Genomic DNA, 14940 nt, shown 5'->3' with positions numbered 1-14940 from the left:
GGGTCAGCGGGGCGCGAGCTGCCCTTGCGTGGCAGAGACGACCACAGCCGTCAGCACTGCCGCACCCAGCCATGCCGCGATGCGCTTCAGCAGCGCCAGGTCGAGCCGGCCCTCGCGCTGCGCCGGCGCACGACCGAAGCCCACCACGAAGGCATGGGCGGGCAGCACGATGACCAGCAGCGTGCCCAGCACCAGCTCGACGCTGCCGGAGGCCCCGGGCCCCGCGAAGCGCGCCCACAGCCAGGGCCAGACGGCCGCCGAGAAGATGCCGGCGAGCGCGGCGGTGAGTGGCGTGGGGTTTGTCTTCAGCATGGTGATCGACGGGGGCTCGCGCAGTCAGGCGGGGGCGTAGGCACGGCTTCTCTCTTCGCTCGAGAGCGTGCGCACCACGACGCGCGGGGTTCCGGCCGTGCCGCCGAAAAAGGGCGTCTGCCGGTACGAGCCATTGAGCCTGCTGAACATCAGGCTGGGCATGAAGCCCGCGAGCGCCATCGCCGTGCGCAGCGGCATGCCCGGTGGCGTGTGCGTGGCGCTTTGCGTGTTCACCCGCATGCGAACGCGCGGGAAGTTCGCCTCGAAGGAGGCGTTGTCAGACCTGAGCGCCGTGTGGATCAGCCCCACGTAGGGCAGCTTCCAGTCGCGTGTGGTGTTGGCGATCGGCGTGCTGCAACACGCTGTGTACCAGCGCAGCAGGCCCGTTGGTGTCAACGACAGGCAGGCGAGGTGCTGCACGCCGCCGGTGAAGCTCACCTGCCTGGCATGTGCAGCGACGAACTCGGCGCCGCCGTTTGCATCGTGGGTTTCGGCGAGCTTTCCAAGGTGCCGCGCATAGGCGCGGCAGTCCTGGCAGTAGCAGACCCCACGCAGGGCTTTCTGAGGCTCACCGAGCAGGCCGTGAAAGGCGCCGCAGCGGCATTGAATTCGATGGGTCATTCGATCCTTGCGTGACAACGTGGCGTCGGAAGGGCAGGGCACTGCAAGCCCACCAGCCTGTAGGAGAACGCTGGCAAACGCGTGCGCGGTGATCCCACCGCCCCGGCCAAATGCCGGTCGCATATTGGCATCCCCCGATGGCGAAGGAGTGTGACATGCAGACAGCGACCCAAGCCCTGATGGACCTCGAACACCGGTTCTGGCAAGCCCTCGTGAACGAAGACGCCGACACGGCCATCGCCTTGCTGGATGAACCCGCGCTCATGGTCAGTTCACATGGCGCGATGAAGTTCGACCACGCCACCTACCGCCGCATGGCCGAAGAAGGCAGCATGGTGGTCAAGTCTTTCGACCTGCGCGACATGAACGTGGTGCGTCCCAACGAAGACACCGCCGTGCTCACCTACCGCGTGCACCAGGCCCTGTCGCCGCGCGGCACCTCCGAAGAGATCCACCACGACATGGCCGACTCTTCCGTGTGGGTCCGAAAAGACGGTCAGTGGCGCTGCGTGATGCACACCGAGACGCCCGTGGCGAATTGAAGTGGCCAGGCCGGCGCCGGCCTGGTCCACCTGCTGCCACGTTGCGGCAGCAGGTGGATCCCCGCCATCAAAAAAAGTTGATGCACGTGCTTGACGATGAAGTGAAGACTCTTTACAGTCCGCTTCCTCGCTGCAATCAAAGACGCAGCAAAGACCTGATTCATACCCACCATACCCAAGAGTTCATCGTGAAGACCCAACGCCACATCGCCAACCGTTCGCTGCCCCTGTCGGGTCGGTGCGCGTTCGTGCATGCGGCCGTTGTGGGGTCGCTCTTCGGTCAGCCGCAATCCATGCATGCGGCCGCCAGCACGATGAATGAACGGCATCCCGCCAAGGGCCTGCGACCGGTCGTGTCGCTTGGTGACGAGGATTGGGTGCATCCGGGCCAGGGAGGCGCATAGCGCGCGCACCCTTCCACTCGATCACACGTCGAGGCCCGGATTCCGAAATGGATCCGGGCCTTTTTGTTTTTCACCTTTCACATTCATTGCTTCGGCTTTGACCGAGGCGAGCCGGTGGGCAGCCGGCTTCGGCGTGTCCTGCGACACGCGAGGTGCAGTGCGCCTCATCGCTCTTTAAAAAGTTGCCGCGAGCCGCCCGCACCACTGGATGCAAGGCGTGCTCGCACACAAGCGGATGTAGCTCAGTGGCAGAGCAAGACCTCGCCAGGGTCAAGGCCCGGGTTCGACTCCCGGTATCCGCTCCAACCATCTCATTGCGGGTGTGCTTCGGCACAACGGCCGAGTACGTGCCCCTGAAAGCGCAGGGGGCGGCCGGGATGTGCGCTGCGGGGACGCCCGCACCGTGCAGCGAGACCGCGCTGAGCGGGGCCCTGCCCCGCGCTCGCGCTGGAACACAACCGCAATGGGACATCAGAACAGAAGCCTTCGTCGAGCTCACGCTTCGAAGGCGGAAATCGGCCGCAACGATTGGGCGGCACCGGAACCCGTCACCGGAAACCACACGGGGCGTTGACCACGGTCAGCGCCCGCATGCTCCGTTAACTCAGTGGCCAGAGTGCCGGCCTGTCTAGCCGGAAGCCGCGGGTTCGACTCCCGCACGGGGCGCCACCTGTTTGTTGCCGCGGTAGCTCAGTCGGTAGAGCGCCGGCCTGAAGAGCCGGGCGTCGGGGGTTCGAAGCCCTCCTGCGGCACCAACATGTTCATCCAAGCCTCTTTAGCTCAGTGGAGTCAGAGCGCCGGTTTACGAAGCCGGAGGTCGCGCGTTCGAGTCGCGCAGGAGGTGCCATTTTTCAGGGTGCGTGGCCGCGCGGTTGAATGCGCCGCGCTGTCAACCGGGCACTCATGGGCGCGATGGTTCGCTCAACGCGAAGCGTTGGTCGCGCTTGTGCCGCGGGTCGAAGGCTGAGCGAAGCGAGTCAACCATTCGCACCCGTCAGACATCGAAGGGTATGTAGCTCAACTGGCAGAGCACCGGTCTCCAAAACCGACGGTTCGTGGTTCGACTCCACGCATGCCCGCCAACGTTTTCTCGGGATGACCGAGCGGTCAAAGGCGACGGGCTGCAAACCCGAGGGCATTGCGCCCGCGCTGGTTCGAATCCAGCGCCCGAGTCCATTCCCCGGTAGCTCAACAGGTAGAGCGCCTGGCTGTTAACCAGGAGGGTTGCGGTTCGAAGCCGTGCCGGGGAGCCAACTTTTCTATTCATCCAGTTTCACTCGGTGTGGCGCAGCAGGTAGCGCGCGTGCTTTGGGAGCATGAGGCCGTCCGTTCGAATCGGACCACCGAGACCAGCATCGATCGGGATGTGGCGCAAGGAGGGAGCGCACCGGCACAGGGAGGACCTGAGGGAGGCCGGAGGTGCGGGTTCGAGGCCCGCCATCCTGACATCCAGCAGACGTGCGTTCAGGTGTGGCCGTAGCTCAATGGCAGAGCCGTGGGTTGTGGTCCCGCTGGTGTCGGTTCGATTCCGACCGGTCACCCCTGAGCGCATCGAAGCATCAACCCCTCGTGGCGGAAATGGCAGACGCGACGGTCTCAGAAGCCGTGGCCGCAAGGCATGCCCGTTCGACCCGGGCCGAGGGGACCACCCGGCGACATCACAAGCACAGGAGCACGTCATGAAGAAGCAACCGCACGACCAGCAGTTCTGGTTTCGAAGTCACCAGCAAGCGGCGCAAGGGCTTCCCGTCTGAGACGCAGGTCAAGCGAGGCGTTCGTGTCGTTCACGGCGACAAGCACCTGCAGGAAAAACTGGGTCGCCAGGACCCCTGCCCGTGTGGCTCGGGCCGCTGCTTGCAAGCGCTGCTGCTTGCGCAGCGGCTGCTTTCGACGGCGTCCTTCGCGATGACTACTACCGCGAATGACCCCGCCCGGGCCCGATCGCTCAGTGGCAGATCAGGGTCCGCGTGAGGATCAGGCGGGTGGATCGATCCCACATCGGACGACCCACCCCATGGAGAGCTGCCCGAGTGGCAAGGGGTCGGCTTGCTAAGCCGAAGCCGGTGCGCAAGCGCCGCACAGGTTCGAATCCTGTGCTCTCCACCAACCCAACACTTGTCTCGTTCGTCTAGTGGTCAGGACACGGCGCTTTCTACGCTGGAACACGGGTTCGAATCCCTTACGAGGCTCCACAACAGCGGGTGTAGCTCAAGGGTAGAGCAGCCGGCTTTTAACCGGCAGGCCACGGTTCGATCCCGTGCGTCCGCACCAAACAACAAGTCTGACGGGGCGTAGTCGAGTGGCCTCAGACAGCCGGCTTTGAACCGGTGCACGCAGGTTCGAATCCTGCCGCCTCTGCCAATCACTCTCAAGCGAGAAACGACCGTGTTCCAAGCGATGCGACATGCGGCGTTCGTGAACGCCATCCACACCCTGGGCTGAAGGATCCGCTGGTGCGCTCCTTCGGTTCTCAACACCGAAGGAAGAAAGGAGGAACCTCCGATGCACCAGCATGTTTTGCAACTCGACATCCAGGGCACGCCGCAGCGTTGGATCACGCTCGAACAGGCGGTGCTGCACTACGCCACCGGCACGGTGGCCTGGGTCGACGGCGATGAGCCGCTGCGCACGCTGCGGGGTGGCGTCAATGCCAGGACCGGCCGCCAGTCGCTGATCGACGTCCACCCCATCATCGCCCTGCGGGGCGCACCGCGCATCAACCTGTTCGACGTGACGCCCTCGTTCGCGAAGCACAAGCTGTTTCGCCGCGACCGTTTCACTTGCGCGTACTGCGGCCTGCGCTTTCACGAGAGAGACCTGCAATGCGAACACATCGTGCCCGAGTCGCGTGGGGGCGCTTGGACGTGGATGAACCTCGTCACCGCCTGCGCGGCGTGCAACGGCCGCAAGGCCGCCCGCACCCCGGACGAAGCCGGCATGCCGCTCGTCTACCTGCCCTACGTGCCCAGCCGCTTCGAGGACTTTCTGCTCGAAGGCCGCCACATCCGAGCTGACGTGCATGGGTGGCTGGCGTCGCGGCTGCCGAAGGGCTCGCGGCTGAGTTAGGGCCGCATCCCTTGAACCCCAGACCTTTCGGAGAGACCCATGGTCAACACCCAGCTCTTTCAAGCGCTGAAGGGTGTGCTGCTGCCGAAGGCCGACGCCGTCAACCGTGCGCTGGCCCCGGCCTACGCCTTCAGCCCCCGCCACCAGCTGGCGCAACTGGCAGCCACCGGCTGCCTCAATCACACCTTCTACGCGACGGCCGATGAACAGCTCGACCACGTGCTGGCACTGGCGCGCGAACTCGACCCGGCTTTCGTGGCGAAGACGGCGATCCATGCGCGCCAAGCCGGCCACATGAAGGACATGCCGGCGCTGCTGCTCGCGGTGCTGGCGGCACGCGACGTGAAGCTGCTCGAAGCCGCGTTCGGTCGCGTGGTCGACAACGGCAAGATGCTGCGCAACTTCGTGCAGATCGTTCGCTCGGGCGTCACGGGCCGCAAATCGCTGGGCTCGAAGCCCAAGAAGCTGGTCCAGCGTTGGCTGCTGTCGGCCAGCGAAGCGCAACTGCTGCAGGCCGCCGTGGGCAACAGCCCTTCGAGCCGGCGGCGCTGCCGCCGGTGACCTGGGCGTTCGAGCAGTTCAAGCGGGCCGTTCGTGACAACGCGGGCGACGGTGCACCGCTGCCGGCGCTGCCCGAGGTGCCCTTCCAGATGCTGACCGCGCTCGATCTCACGACCGAGCACTGGGCCGAGATCGCCCGCAAGGGCTCGTGGCAGATGGTGCGTCAGAACCTCAACACCTTCGTGCGCCATGGGGCCTTCACGGAGCCCGGTACCGCCGAGGCCGTGGCCGCGAAGCTGCGCGACTGGTCGGCGATCCGCCGCGCGCGTGTGATGCCGTACCAGCTGCTCATGGCCTTCAAGGCTGCGGGCGAGGGCGTGCCCGGCGTCGTGCGCGAGGCGCTGCAAGACGCGATGGAAGCGGCGCTGATCAACGTGCCGGTGCTGCAAGGCCAGGTCGTGGTCTGCCCCGACGTGTCGGGCTCGATGAGCTCGCCCGCGACGGGGTGGCGCGGCACCGCCACCTCGGCGGTGCGTTGCATCGACGTGGCGGCCCTGGTCGCCGCAGCGTTCTGTGCCAAGAACCCGCGCACGCAGGTGCTGCCCTTCGAGCAGGCCGTGGTGAAGGTCGATCTGAATCCGCGTGATTCGGTGATGACCAACGCCGCCAAGCTGGCCGCGGTGGGTGGCGGCGGCACGAACGTCAGCGCACCGCTGGCGCTGCTGAACCAGCAGCGTGCGGTGGTGGACCTCGTCGTGATCGTGTCGGACAACGAATCGTGGGTCGATGCCCGTCGTCACGGCGGCACCGAGACCCTGCGTCAGTGGTCCGAGATCAAGGCGCGTTGCCCGCAGGCCAAGCTGGTGTGCATCGACATCCAGCCCGGCGGCACGACCCAGGCGGCCGAGCGTGCCGACGTGATGAACGTCGGTGGCTTCTCGGATGCGGTGTTCGGCGCGGTCGCTCAATTTGCGAACGGCACGCTCGACGCCAACCACTGGGTGGGCGAGATCGAGAAGATCACGCTCGACGTGCAGTGAGTCAGAAGTAAGACGTAAGAAGCAAGTCGGAAGGCGCCGCATGCGAATGCACGCAGGAGTACAGCACCCTCTTGCCGTTGAAGGCTGGCTGGCCTTCAGCCGGGACACCGGCAGGCAGCTCTTGTGAATCTCGTCGCATGCGGCGCCAACCTTTTTATTCATCGAACCGCTTTCGGCGCGAATGCCGGCAGGACTACAGGACCTCTCAAGTTCGATTCTTGAACGCCGGGAAACCGGTGGAGTCTTGCCACTCTCGTCGCGCCAACCCGTTTCGCACAGAGCAGGGGGAATGCAGATGGAACTACAGACTGTCACTCTCGTGGTCGCGGGTTCGAGCCCCGCCGGTTCCGAGTCATCGGAGCCGTAGCTCAGTGGTAGAGCACGCACGTTTCATCGCCCCTTGTCCCCCCGCTCTTGGGCGGATCTTGTCAATGACCTGCATTGCGGTGAATGCAGGCGGGACTCCAGGTCAGAGCAGCCTCGCCCATCGCGGCGAGGCAGGTCGCGGGTTCGACTCTCGCCCAGCGTATGCCGGTAGCTCAGCACATGTCTCGTCGATCTTCGTCACCGCACCTCTATTCATTGGGCACCTTCGGGTGCCTTTTTTTTTTCGCATCGGGCGCTGAGCGATCAGCAATGGCTGACCGACGCACGGTGACCCCTGACGCGGGTGAAGCGGCAGGCTGCAACAGGCGGTTCGAGTGCTCGCCGAGAGGTGTCGTCGGCCAAAAAAATGCCCCTGTCGCCTCAGCAGGCAACAGGGGCAAGTACCGCATCAGCCTTTCAGCCCATCACTTCGGTCACGATGCCCGCGCCGACGGTCTTGCCGCCTTCGCGCATCGCGAACCGCATGCCGTTCTCGATGGCCACAGGCTTGTTCAGCTCGAAGCTGACCTGCGCCTGCGCGCCCGGCTCGACCAGGCCCGTCTCGGTGTCGACGCGGATGACACCGGTCACGTCGGTCGGGCCGAAGAAGAACTGCGGCTGGTAGCCCGAACCGAACGGGGTGTGTCGCCCGCCTTCGTCCTTGCTGAGGACGAAGATCTGGGCACGCCCCGTCCGGTACGGCTTCAGCGCACCGGGCTTCACGACCACCTGGCCTCGCACGACGTCGTCGCGCTTGACCCCGCGCAGCAGCAGGCCGACGTTCATGCCGGCGCGCGCTTCGGCCACGTCCTTGTGGAACGACTGCACGCCGGTCACGACCACCGCGCCATCGGCCGAGCTGAGGCCGACGATCTCGAGGCTGTCGCCCACACGGATCACACCGCGCTCGACACGACCACTGACCACGGTGCCGCGGCCCGCGATGGTGTGCACGCCTTCGACCGGCATCATGAACGGGCTGTCGTAATCGCGCACCGGGTCAGGGATGCGCGCGTCCAACGCGTTCACGAGTTCGACGATGCATCGCACGTCGGCCCCATCGAGGTCGCCGCGCTCGGCGGCGGCCAGGGCCTTCAGTGCGCTGCCGAAGACGAAGCAGGCGTCGTGGTAGCCGTGCGTGGCCAGCAGCGCGGCGATCTCCATCTCGATCAGCTGCTCGATGTCGGCACGGTCACCGTCGGCCACCAGGTCCATCTTGTTCACGAACACCACCATGTGGCGCACGTTCACCTGGCGGGCCAGCAGCACGTGTTCGATGGTCTGGCGAGCGGCACCTTCAGTGCCGTCCACCAGCAGGATCGCGCCGTCCATCTGCGACGCGCCGGTGATCATGTTCTTGATGTAGTCGGCGTGGCCCGGGCAGTCGATGTGCGCGTAGTGACGGCTGTCCGACTCGTACTCGACGTGCGAGGTGTTGATCGTGATGCCGCGCTCGCGCTCTTCTTTCGCGTTGTCGATCTGCCCGTAGGACAGCGCACGGCCGCCGATGCGTGCGGCCTGCACGAAAGTGAGGGCGGCCGTCAGCGTCGTCTTGCCGTGATCGACGTGGCCGATGGTTCCGACGTTCACGTGAACCTTGTTCATCATGGGTATCTCCAGTTGAGAGTGAAATGCCGATGCGATTCACGGGCCAGGCGAATCTCTCGGCGGGGTTGTCGGCGCGCGCCAGACTGGGGGTGCCCGCGATGCGGGCAGAAACAAAAAAGCCTGCGGGGTGGTCCACCCAGCAGGCTTTTCTGGCCTGGAGGATGGACCTCCAGGTACACGAAGGTCCTGGAGGCTCTACACGAACCGTTCCACGAGGGCGACGCACAGCACCGCGCGTGCAGCGCGTGCGGCGGCAAAGCGTTCTCGATTGGTGCTCATGTCCATCTCCAACTCGGCAAGCAGAAAACAAAAAACCCGGTGGCTTGCGGCCTACCGGGTCTTGTCGAACTCAGGAGGCCGAGCCCCCGGATATCAAAGGCTCTAGTAAAGCAATTCGGCGCAATAGGCGCGCAGCGAATCCACCGCGGCTGTGCGGGTCATCGATGCGTGTTGCGATGTCGGGAATTGCTTCATGGGTGTCTCAATCGGTGCAATGCAATGCGCAATGCACAGGGGGCGCGAGCCTACCACTGTGATCGCCATCAGGCAACCTGAGCCACGCACCCGTGTCGAATTGGCCAACACCCGCTCATGCCGAACCGGCGGCGTCGAGCTTGAGAATCTGGCCAACTGCAATGCGAAGAAATTCTTCTTCCGACAGCGGGTCGTCTCCGGGCACACCAATGGGCACGGGAAGGAAGCCGGGTTTGTCGCCCAGCAGCGCATCGGCATGGGGCACGCTGCCGATGGCACCGTAGATCGCTTCGGCGAAGCCCGGCTGCGGGTGTTCGTACGAAGTCTTGACGAAGACGACTGCTGTGAGCCGCGGCGGTTCTCGACCCCGATCCAGAATGCAGACGGCGTAGAGGTGCGGCAACGCCGCGACGAATGCGGGCTCGTGCGCGTGGCTGTAGTGCGTGATCGTTCCATCGCCATTGGAGACGACGTGGAACACCACCACCGAAATCCCTCGCTGATCAGCCATGGGGCCTCCTCTGTCCGTTGCGTTCGAAGTTCTGGGGTGAGTGCTTGTGTGGCGACGCCGCTGGTCCGCGGCTGCAACTGCCTCGAAGGCCGCGGGTGCACGCAAGATCACCCCCATCAATTTTGATGCACCCGCTCGCGCCGGCTGTCGCACGAACTCGTTGGCCGGAGGCGTCACTCGGGCGTCACCTACCTGCCGGAGTCTCAGTTGCCGAAGGGTCTGTGCAGGCTGATCGACACGCCAAACATCGGGGCCGATTTGCGCTGACTCAGCCAGTCGTCGCGGGCCGTCGCATCAGCAGACCCGCTGGCTCATGCGAGGGATACGAAGTGGCTTGCGCTGATTCGTACGGCGGATTTAACAAACCAACTGCTGCTCAGGCAGACGGAGTGCTGCAAATGAAGTGCCCTCACGCTGCGACGTGGTCTTCCCTGCGTAGAGGCCCGCTTCAGACTGAACTCGGTCCTTCGCGGATAAGGCTGCAACGGCCGCTCTGACTGGAAGCGGACATTGTGGATGCAATGCAGCTTGCTCCGCTGCTACTTCCTCGAGCTCACACCGTGGAGGCGGAGGTGCCTTCTGCTCCGAGGTCCGGGAACTGATGCAGCACGTCGTCCAGCCCGGTCCGTTGGTTTACGGGCATGTACCGCAGGCCTTCATATTCCCCGAAGAGGCGGTCAAGGAGCGCAGACTCTGAAGCATCACCCGTGAACGTTAGGCTCGCAGTTCGGCCCATGAAGAACAGCTCTGACTTGTGCAGCCTTCCACCAACGGTCGGAGCGCGGCTGCTAGCGATTTCCTTCCTTATCTTATTCTCTAGGTACTTGCGCTTTGACCGATACAGCATCGCCTCCTCGCGTTCCCCGGCCTCGCCTGCCAGGGAAATCGGTAGCCGGTCAAGCCGCTTGCTAATTCGCCGTGCGAATCGCGTGCAGTCTTTCTCGAGGCCAGGGCAATCGCCCGCTACAACAACACTACTCTCGTCCAGCGTGACCAATTCGTACTTGGCACCAGTCGCTGCGTAGTGATTAACCTTGCCCGCCCATGCCGCTCCGGCATCGGTGTACCCAAAGAGAACTAGCTCCAGGTCCTGCTCTTTGGGGAACGCATGTGCGCGGAAGAACTCCGAGCACAAGTCTCGAAGTAGAACAAGCAACCGATCTGGATCCGGTATCGGCTGTACGCCGCTCTCCGCAGCATCCACCAGCCGCTCTACGCACTTAGTGAACTGAGACACGACGGTCATAGCTTCCAGGCAATAGCCAGCGAAGCACAAACCAAGCTCAGTCGTGTAGTAGGCGTCTTTGAAGGCTCCCGTACTAGCGTCGAAACCCCGGAGCTCGTGGCAAGCGAGTCTGACGCGAAAGACTTTGGTCAGATCGTCACTTATGGTGTGCCGTTGGCCGCCAAGCTCCCTCGACGCACGCGAGTCACTCAGAGCGGTGATTCGACTCATGCCATCAGAGTTGTCCAGAAAGCAAACTATTGCAGTCATGTAAACAGTGCGCGGGCCGGCCCGCCGCCCTCGCCTAAAGTCACTGATCTTACGAAGCAGACTGAAGTCCGATTTCGGCAGTTACTGCCAGCTCGCGGATCGGCCAGAAGCAGACAACAGTATTTATATAGCACCCGCTGCTTCCCCTGCGCCGTCAACGAATTTCCTCCCTAGCCTTGAACTGCCATCAGAACTGGCCTTTGATGGCGCACCGGCCCGGATGGGCGGGTCACAGCGCATGTTCGACCTCCTAGACAAGTTCCGGCTAGGCTTGCACAGCGCGGCCGGCCTGTAGCTGGTCTATAAGACGTATCAAACGTGCTTTTAGAGGGAGTTTGGATTGATACATACGCTGTCAGTCGACGCCATGGTGCGCTCGATCGGGATGTCACGAGACCAGCCATTGCTGGTCTTCCTGGGAGCTGGTGCCTCCATGAGCTCGGGGATGCCTTCGGCGACTCAGTGCATCTGGGAATGGAAGCGCTCCATCTTCTTGACCAATAACCCGGGCCTCGAGCGTCAGTTTGATGAGCTCTCCCTGCCTTCTGTTCGACAGCGCATTCAGCGCTGGCTGGATGCTCAGCGTCGATATCCCGCGAGCGGCTCTGCCGAGGAGTACTCGGCATTCATTGAGGCCTGCTACACGCGTGGAGACGATAGGCGCCGTTATTTTCAAGAGTGGGTAAAGCGAGCCAAGCCGGGGCTGGGTTATCAACTTCTAGCAGAACTCGCCAAGCAGCGCTTAGTGACCTCAATCTGGACGACCAACTTTGACGGTCTGGCAGCGAGGGCAGCAATGACTGCTGGCGTCACCGCCATCGAAGTGGGGCAGGAGTCGAAGGAGCGCATTTCCCGCCCCATCGCCCTCGATGAAATCCAGTGTGTTTCCATGCATGGGGACTACCGCTACGACGCACTGAAGAACACCCAACGCGAGTTGAACGAGCAAGAGGCCGAACTGCGAGCGGCACTTGTCCAACAACTGCGAACGCGGCCCGTCCTGGTCTGTGGCTACAGTGGTCGGGATGCCAGCGTCATGGCTGCGTTCCTGGAGGCCTATCGCGAGGGAGCGCAACAGCGGCTGCCGCTGTTCTGGACCCAGTATGGCGATTCACCGGTGACGGGAGATGTAGAGACGCTATTGCAGACGGCTGACGGGACCGATCCCCAGCGGTTTGTCGTGCCGGGCGCGACCTTTGATGACGTTGTTCGCCGCATCGCGCTGCATGTGGCACCCGCTGGCGCCCGTACTGAGGTGGACGCGGTGCTGGACAGGTTCAAGGAATCACCCACGACCCGGCGTGCCCCCTTCCAGCTGCCAAACCTTCCCGTGACGGGACTGATCAAGAGTAACGCGTTCCCGATGCAACCACCGGGCGAACTGCTCGAGTTCGATCTGGTGCAGTGGCCGACGCGCGGAACAGTATGGTCCGAACTCAGGACCATCGGCGAGGGACATGGCTTCGTCGCGGCGCCCTTCAGGGGCAAGGTGTACGCAATTGCCTCACCACAGCAGATTCAGTCAGCATTTGCCCAAAACATCTCGGGCGAGGTCAAACGTGTCCCGCTCAACGATGAGGACCTGCGCTACGAGGACGGGACGGCCAACAGTCTCATGAGGCGGGCGACGGCCCTAGCGCTGGCATCCAAGGCAGGATTGAATTGCAACAATGAAGGATTGATCTGGGATCCGCAGGACACCACAGAGCAACGAGTCGAAGGGCGGCAATGGACGATCTATAAGGCCGTCCTCTTACAAGTCAAGACGGTCAGCAGCGCGTTGGTTCTTGTGCTCAAGCCGACCCTGTATGTCACAGACATGGCTGGCAATGAGGCGGCACGGCCGATTTCCAATGCGATCAAGGTTAAGGTTCTCGGGTATCAGCACAACGACAAGTTCAACGAGGCCCTCGAGTTCTGGCGCGCCCGTCTGCTTCCCGATCGCGATAACCCGTTGAGATTTCCTGATGTCGAAGAAGGCATTAAGTTCTCGGTCTCCGCACGCCCGATCTTCGCGAAGATTACCGATGAGCGTGAGGCATCGGTCACGCTTAGCGAGCGTAACGAGCGCTTGGCATCGCAGGTTGGTCTGCAGATCCGGGAGCCAAGGTTGTTGTTCCTGCCCAAGGCCGGACGGGATGTTGCCTTCGACACCCACCCGATTCGCGGGCTACTCCGCGAGAGGCCTTTCGACGCATTGCTGACGGAAACCGGCATGGCGTCGAACATCCGCGTTGGCCTAATCGCACCTGCAAAGGATGGTCGTCGGGTCAGCCAGTATCTAGGCCAACTGCAAGAGTCCGCCGACCCTACGCGATGGGACGCTGACTATCTGCTGCCGTTCCCAGGCTTCAGTAACGCTTTCAAGTGCGGGCTGGAGATCACTCAACCTGGCGGAAAGGGATTTGTGGGGCTCGATGAGCCGACGGAAAAGACGCCTGCAAGCGCCCGCGAGCTTGGCGCACGAATCGCCTCGGCTCTGGCGTCGCTGAAGGCCGCTTCCAACCCGAGCGTCATCTTCGTCTACATCCCTGCGCGATGGAGCGCCTTGCGGGCGTACGACGTCGACGGCGAAAAGTTTGATCTCCACGACTTCGTGAAGGCGTCCGCGATCCCGCAAGGAATTTCAACTCAGTTTCTCGAGGAGGACACGTTGGTGCACCAGCAACAGTGCCGGGTTCGCTGGTGGCTTTCACTGGCGACGTATGCGAAAGCGATGCGAAGCCCATGGGCACTGGACGGACTTGACAAGGATTCAGCTTACGTCGGCATCGGCTATAGCTTGCGTAACAAGCCAGGAGAGGACGGCAACATTGTTCTGGGATGCAGTCACCTGTACAGCCCCAACGGCTTGGGCTTGCAATTCCGGCTGAGCAAGATTGAGAACCCGATCATGCGGCGGAAGAACCCCTTCATGAGCTTCGATGACGCTCGGCGTCTAGGTGAGGGAATTCGAGAGCTGTTCTTCGAAGCGAATCTCCGGCTCCCGAGGCGGGTGGTAGTCCACAAGCAGACGCCGTTCCTTAAAGAGGAGCGAGCGGGTCTGCAGGCTGGCCTGGAGGGCGTCGATTGCGTCGAACTCCTGCAGATTCACATCGACGACACGCTCCGATATTTGGCTTCCAAGGTGAGCAGATCCGGCTCTCTTGAGATCGACGGCTATCCCATCCATCGCGGGACTACGGTAGTAGTCGATGACTCGACGGCGTTGCTTTGGGTGCACGGCGCCTCCACTGCTTTGAACCCCTCGCGCGCCTACTACCAAGGAAAGCGGCGCATTCCCGCGCCTCTGGTGCTTACCCGTCATGCCGGAACGAGTGAGCTTATGACGCTGGCCGAAGAAATTCTCGGGCTCTCAAAGATGAACTTCAACAGCTTCGACCTGTACGGACAGCTTCCAGCGACGATCGAAACTTCCCGACGTGTCGCGCGTGTTGGCGCATTGTTGGACAGGTATGCCGATCGGTCCTATGACTACCGCCTGTTCATGTGATTCGACCGCTTCGAAGAGGATGGAGATAAGGCGCCCGCCTGCTCAAGCCGACGTGCGCGGTGGCTGCTCGGTGGTTTCGTCGCGAGCGACGAGTGAGGCCTGCTGCGATGTACGAGTGGTAGCCGCACGGCTGCGGAGTTCTTGTTCACTAGCTACCGTATGCCTTAGGCGTCACGATCGTTCGGTCACGAGCAAGCTGCTTGCAAATCGACCAGACTACTGCGGGTCGTACGTGCCAGCTCGCGTGTGTAGGCAGCGGTCACTTGTCCGACCCTGACGGGCTGTCGTGCAAGCGACGTCTGCTGCAACGCTATGAGCGGTCATTCAGCAGGCGTAGGCGGCGGTGGGCCAAAGGTGGCTACAGGGTGGACACCGTGTTTTGAAGCTGCGGCGACTACTGACAGCAACCGCTGCATAGCCGCCGTCATCCGTTCTTGCCCACTGAAGTTCGAGGCCGTGCTTCGCAATCCGAAAAACGTCCGACGGACTCTATTTAGGCCCAACGGA

General features: G+C 63.0%; 11 protein-coding genes and 15 tRNA genes. 21 read left to right on the top strand and 5 right to left on the bottom strand.

Annotated elements, in window-relative coordinates; all coding sequences use genetic code 11:
* Positions 1-3: 3 nt before the first annotated feature.
* On the bottom strand, positions 4-312 hold the full coding sequence (locus AC1KAT_RS06130) for a hypothetical protein (RefSeq protein WP_480323807.1): 309 nt from the start codon (positions 310-312) through the stop codon (positions 4-6).
* Between the two features lie 24 nt (positions 313-336).
* Positions 337-933, bottom strand: coding sequence for a DUF6151 family protein (locus tag AC1KAT_RS06125; protein WP_480323805.1), 597 nt, complete (start codon positions 931-933; stop codon positions 337-339).
* 155 nt (positions 934-1088) lie between these two features.
* On the opposite strand from AC1KAT_RS06125, the gene AC1KAT_RS06120 reads away from it, so the two are divergent.
* The 20 genes from AC1KAT_RS06120 (at position 1089) to AC1KAT_RS06025 (ending at position 6486) form a co-directional block, all read left to right on the top strand.
* A complete protein-coding gene (locus AC1KAT_RS06120) occupies positions 1089-1475 on the top strand; it encodes a nuclear transport factor 2 family protein (protein WP_480323804.1) in 387 nt (128 codons plus the stop codon).
* 80 nt (positions 1476-1555) lie between these two features.
* Complete coding sequence (locus AC1KAT_RS06115) at positions 1556-1879, top strand: hypothetical protein (RefSeq protein WP_480323803.1); 324 nt, start codon at positions 1556-1558, stop codon at positions 1877-1879.
* Between the two features lie 231 nt (positions 1880-2110).
* A tRNA-Gly gene (locus AC1KAT_RS06110) sits at positions 2111-2184 on the top strand.
* 288 nt (positions 2185-2472) lie between these two features.
* Positions 2473-2548, top strand: a tRNA-Asp gene (locus tag AC1KAT_RS06105).
* 10 nt (positions 2549-2558) lie between these two features.
* Positions 2559-2634 (top strand) — tRNA-Phe (locus tag AC1KAT_RS06100).
* 14 nt (positions 2635-2648) lie between these two features.
* Positions 2649-2726 (top strand) — tRNA-Arg (locus AC1KAT_RS06095).
* A gap of 159 nt (positions 2727-2885) precedes the next feature.
* Positions 2886-2961: transfer RNA gene (locus AC1KAT_RS06090), tRNA-Trp, on the top strand.
* Positions 2962-2968: 7 nt separating this feature from the next.
* Positions 2969-3055 (top strand) — tRNA-Cys (locus tag AC1KAT_RS06085).
* A gap of 1 nt (position 3056) precedes the next feature.
* Positions 3057-3132, top strand: a tRNA-Asn gene (locus AC1KAT_RS06080).
* A gap of 23 nt (positions 3133-3155) precedes the next feature.
* Positions 3156-3231: transfer RNA gene (locus tag AC1KAT_RS06075), tRNA-Pro, on the top strand.
* An 8-nt stretch (positions 3232-3239) separates the two neighbouring features.
* Positions 3240-3325, top strand: a tRNA-Pro gene (locus tag AC1KAT_RS06070).
* Between the two features lie 24 nt (positions 3326-3349).
* Positions 3350-3420, top strand: a tRNA-His gene (locus tag AC1KAT_RS06065).
* Positions 3421-3442: 22 nt separating this feature from the next.
* Positions 3443-3527: transfer RNA gene (locus tag AC1KAT_RS06060), tRNA-Leu, on the top strand.
* 368 nt (positions 3528-3895) lie between these two features.
* Positions 3896-3985: transfer RNA gene (locus AC1KAT_RS06055), tRNA-Ser, on the top strand.
* Positions 3986-3996: 11 nt separating this feature from the next.
* Positions 3997-4071 (top strand) — tRNA-Glu (locus tag AC1KAT_RS06050).
* 5 nt (positions 4072-4076) lie between these two features.
* Positions 4077-4150 (top strand) — tRNA-Lys (locus tag AC1KAT_RS06045).
* Positions 4151-4164: 14 nt separating this feature from the next.
* A tRNA-Gln gene (locus tag AC1KAT_RS06040) sits at positions 4165-4240 on the top strand.
* A 141-nt stretch (positions 4241-4381) separates the two neighbouring features.
* Positions 4382-4945: an HNH endonuclease gene (locus AC1KAT_RS06035; RefSeq protein ID WP_480323801.1), complete on the top strand. Its 564-nt coding sequence runs from the start codon at positions 4382-4384 to the stop codon at positions 4943-4945.
* A 39-nt stretch (positions 4946-4984) separates the two neighbouring features.
* Positions 4985-5506: a hypothetical protein gene (locus tag AC1KAT_RS06030; protein ID WP_480323799.1), complete on the top strand. Its 522-nt coding sequence runs from the start codon at positions 4985-4987 to the stop codon at positions 5504-5506.
* The gene (locus AC1KAT_RS06025) at positions 5503-6486 is read left to right on the top strand and encodes a vWA domain-containing protein (RefSeq protein WP_480323797.1); all 984 of its coding nucleotides are present in this window, start codon (positions 5503-5505) and stop codon (positions 6484-6486) included. Before AC1KAT_RS06030 ends, AC1KAT_RS06025 begins: the two co-directional genes overlap by 4 nt.
* 783 nt (positions 6487-7269) lie before the next feature.
* Here AC1KAT_RS06025 and tuf read toward each other — a convergent pair.
* The 3 genes from tuf to AC1KAT_RS06010 form a co-directional block, all read right to left on the bottom strand.
* On the bottom strand, positions 7270-8460 hold the full coding sequence (gene tuf, locus AC1KAT_RS06020; protein WP_480323795.1) for an elongation factor Tu: 1191 nt from the start codon (positions 8458-8460) through the stop codon (positions 7270-7272).
* 589 nt (positions 8461-9049) lie between these two features.
* The gene (locus AC1KAT_RS06015; RefSeq protein WP_480323793.1) at positions 9050-9445 is read right to left on the bottom strand and encodes a hypothetical protein; all 396 of its coding nucleotides are present in this window, start codon (positions 9443-9445) and stop codon (positions 9050-9052) included.
* A gap of 553 nt (positions 9446-9998) precedes the next feature.
* Positions 9999-10691: a hypothetical protein gene (locus tag AC1KAT_RS06010; RefSeq protein WP_480323791.1), complete on the bottom strand. Its 693-nt coding sequence runs from the start codon at positions 10689-10691 to the stop codon at positions 9999-10001.
* Between the two features lie 616 nt (positions 10692-11307).
* On the opposite strand from AC1KAT_RS06010, the gene AC1KAT_RS06005 reads away from it, so the two are divergent.
* Entirely contained in the window at positions 11308-14433 is a 3126-nt protein-coding gene (locus AC1KAT_RS06005; protein WP_480323789.1) for an SIR2 family protein, read from the top strand.
* Positions 14434-14940 lie beyond the last annotated feature (507 nt).

It is taken from the genome of Piscinibacter sp. PDB5-1 (assembly GCF_056676035.1).
Note: the sequence above shows the minus strand (reverse complement) of the source record. Positions and strands in the feature narration are given on the sequence as shown.

What these genes read in the sequence shown, in the direction of transcription:
- AC1KAT_RS06130 (WP_480323807.1), bottom strand. Translation starts at nt 312, where the DNA reads ATGCTGAAGACAAACCCCACGCCACTCACCGCCGCGCTCGCCGGCATC.
- AC1KAT_RS06125 (WP_480323805.1), bottom strand. Translation starts at nt 933, where the DNA reads ATGACCCATCGAATTCAATGCCGCTGCGGCGCCTTTCACGGCCTGCTC.
- AC1KAT_RS06120 (WP_480323804.1), top strand. Translation starts at nt 1,089, where the DNA reads ATGCAGACAGCGACCCAAGCCCTGATGGACCTCGAACACCGGTTCTGG.
- AC1KAT_RS06115 (WP_480323803.1), top strand. Translation starts at nt 1,556, where the DNA reads ATGCACGTGCTTGACGATGAAGTGAAGACTCTTTACAGTCCGCTTCCT.
- AC1KAT_RS06035 (WP_480323801.1), top strand. Translation starts at nt 4,382, where the DNA reads ATGCACCAGCATGTTTTGCAACTCGACATCCAGGGCACGCCGCAGCGT.
- AC1KAT_RS06030 (WP_480323799.1), top strand. Translation starts at nt 4,985, where the DNA reads ATGGTCAACACCCAGCTCTTTCAAGCGCTGAAGGGTGTGCTGCTGCCG.
- tuf (WP_480323795.1), bottom strand. Translation starts at nt 8,460, where the DNA reads ATGATGAACAAGGTTCACGTGAACGTCGGAACCATCGGCCACGTCGAT.
- AC1KAT_RS06015 (WP_480323793.1), bottom strand. Translation starts at nt 9,445, where the DNA reads ATGGCTGATCAGCGAGGGATTTCGGTGGTGGTGTTCCACGTCGTCTCC.
- AC1KAT_RS06010 (WP_480323791.1), bottom strand. Translation starts at nt 10,691, where the DNA reads ATGACCGTCGTGTCTCAGTTCACTAAGTGCGTAGAGCGGCTGGTGGAT.
- AC1KAT_RS06005 (WP_480323789.1), top strand. Translation starts at nt 11,308, where the DNA reads ATGGTGCGCTCGATCGGGATGTCACGAGACCAGCCATTGCTGGTCTTC.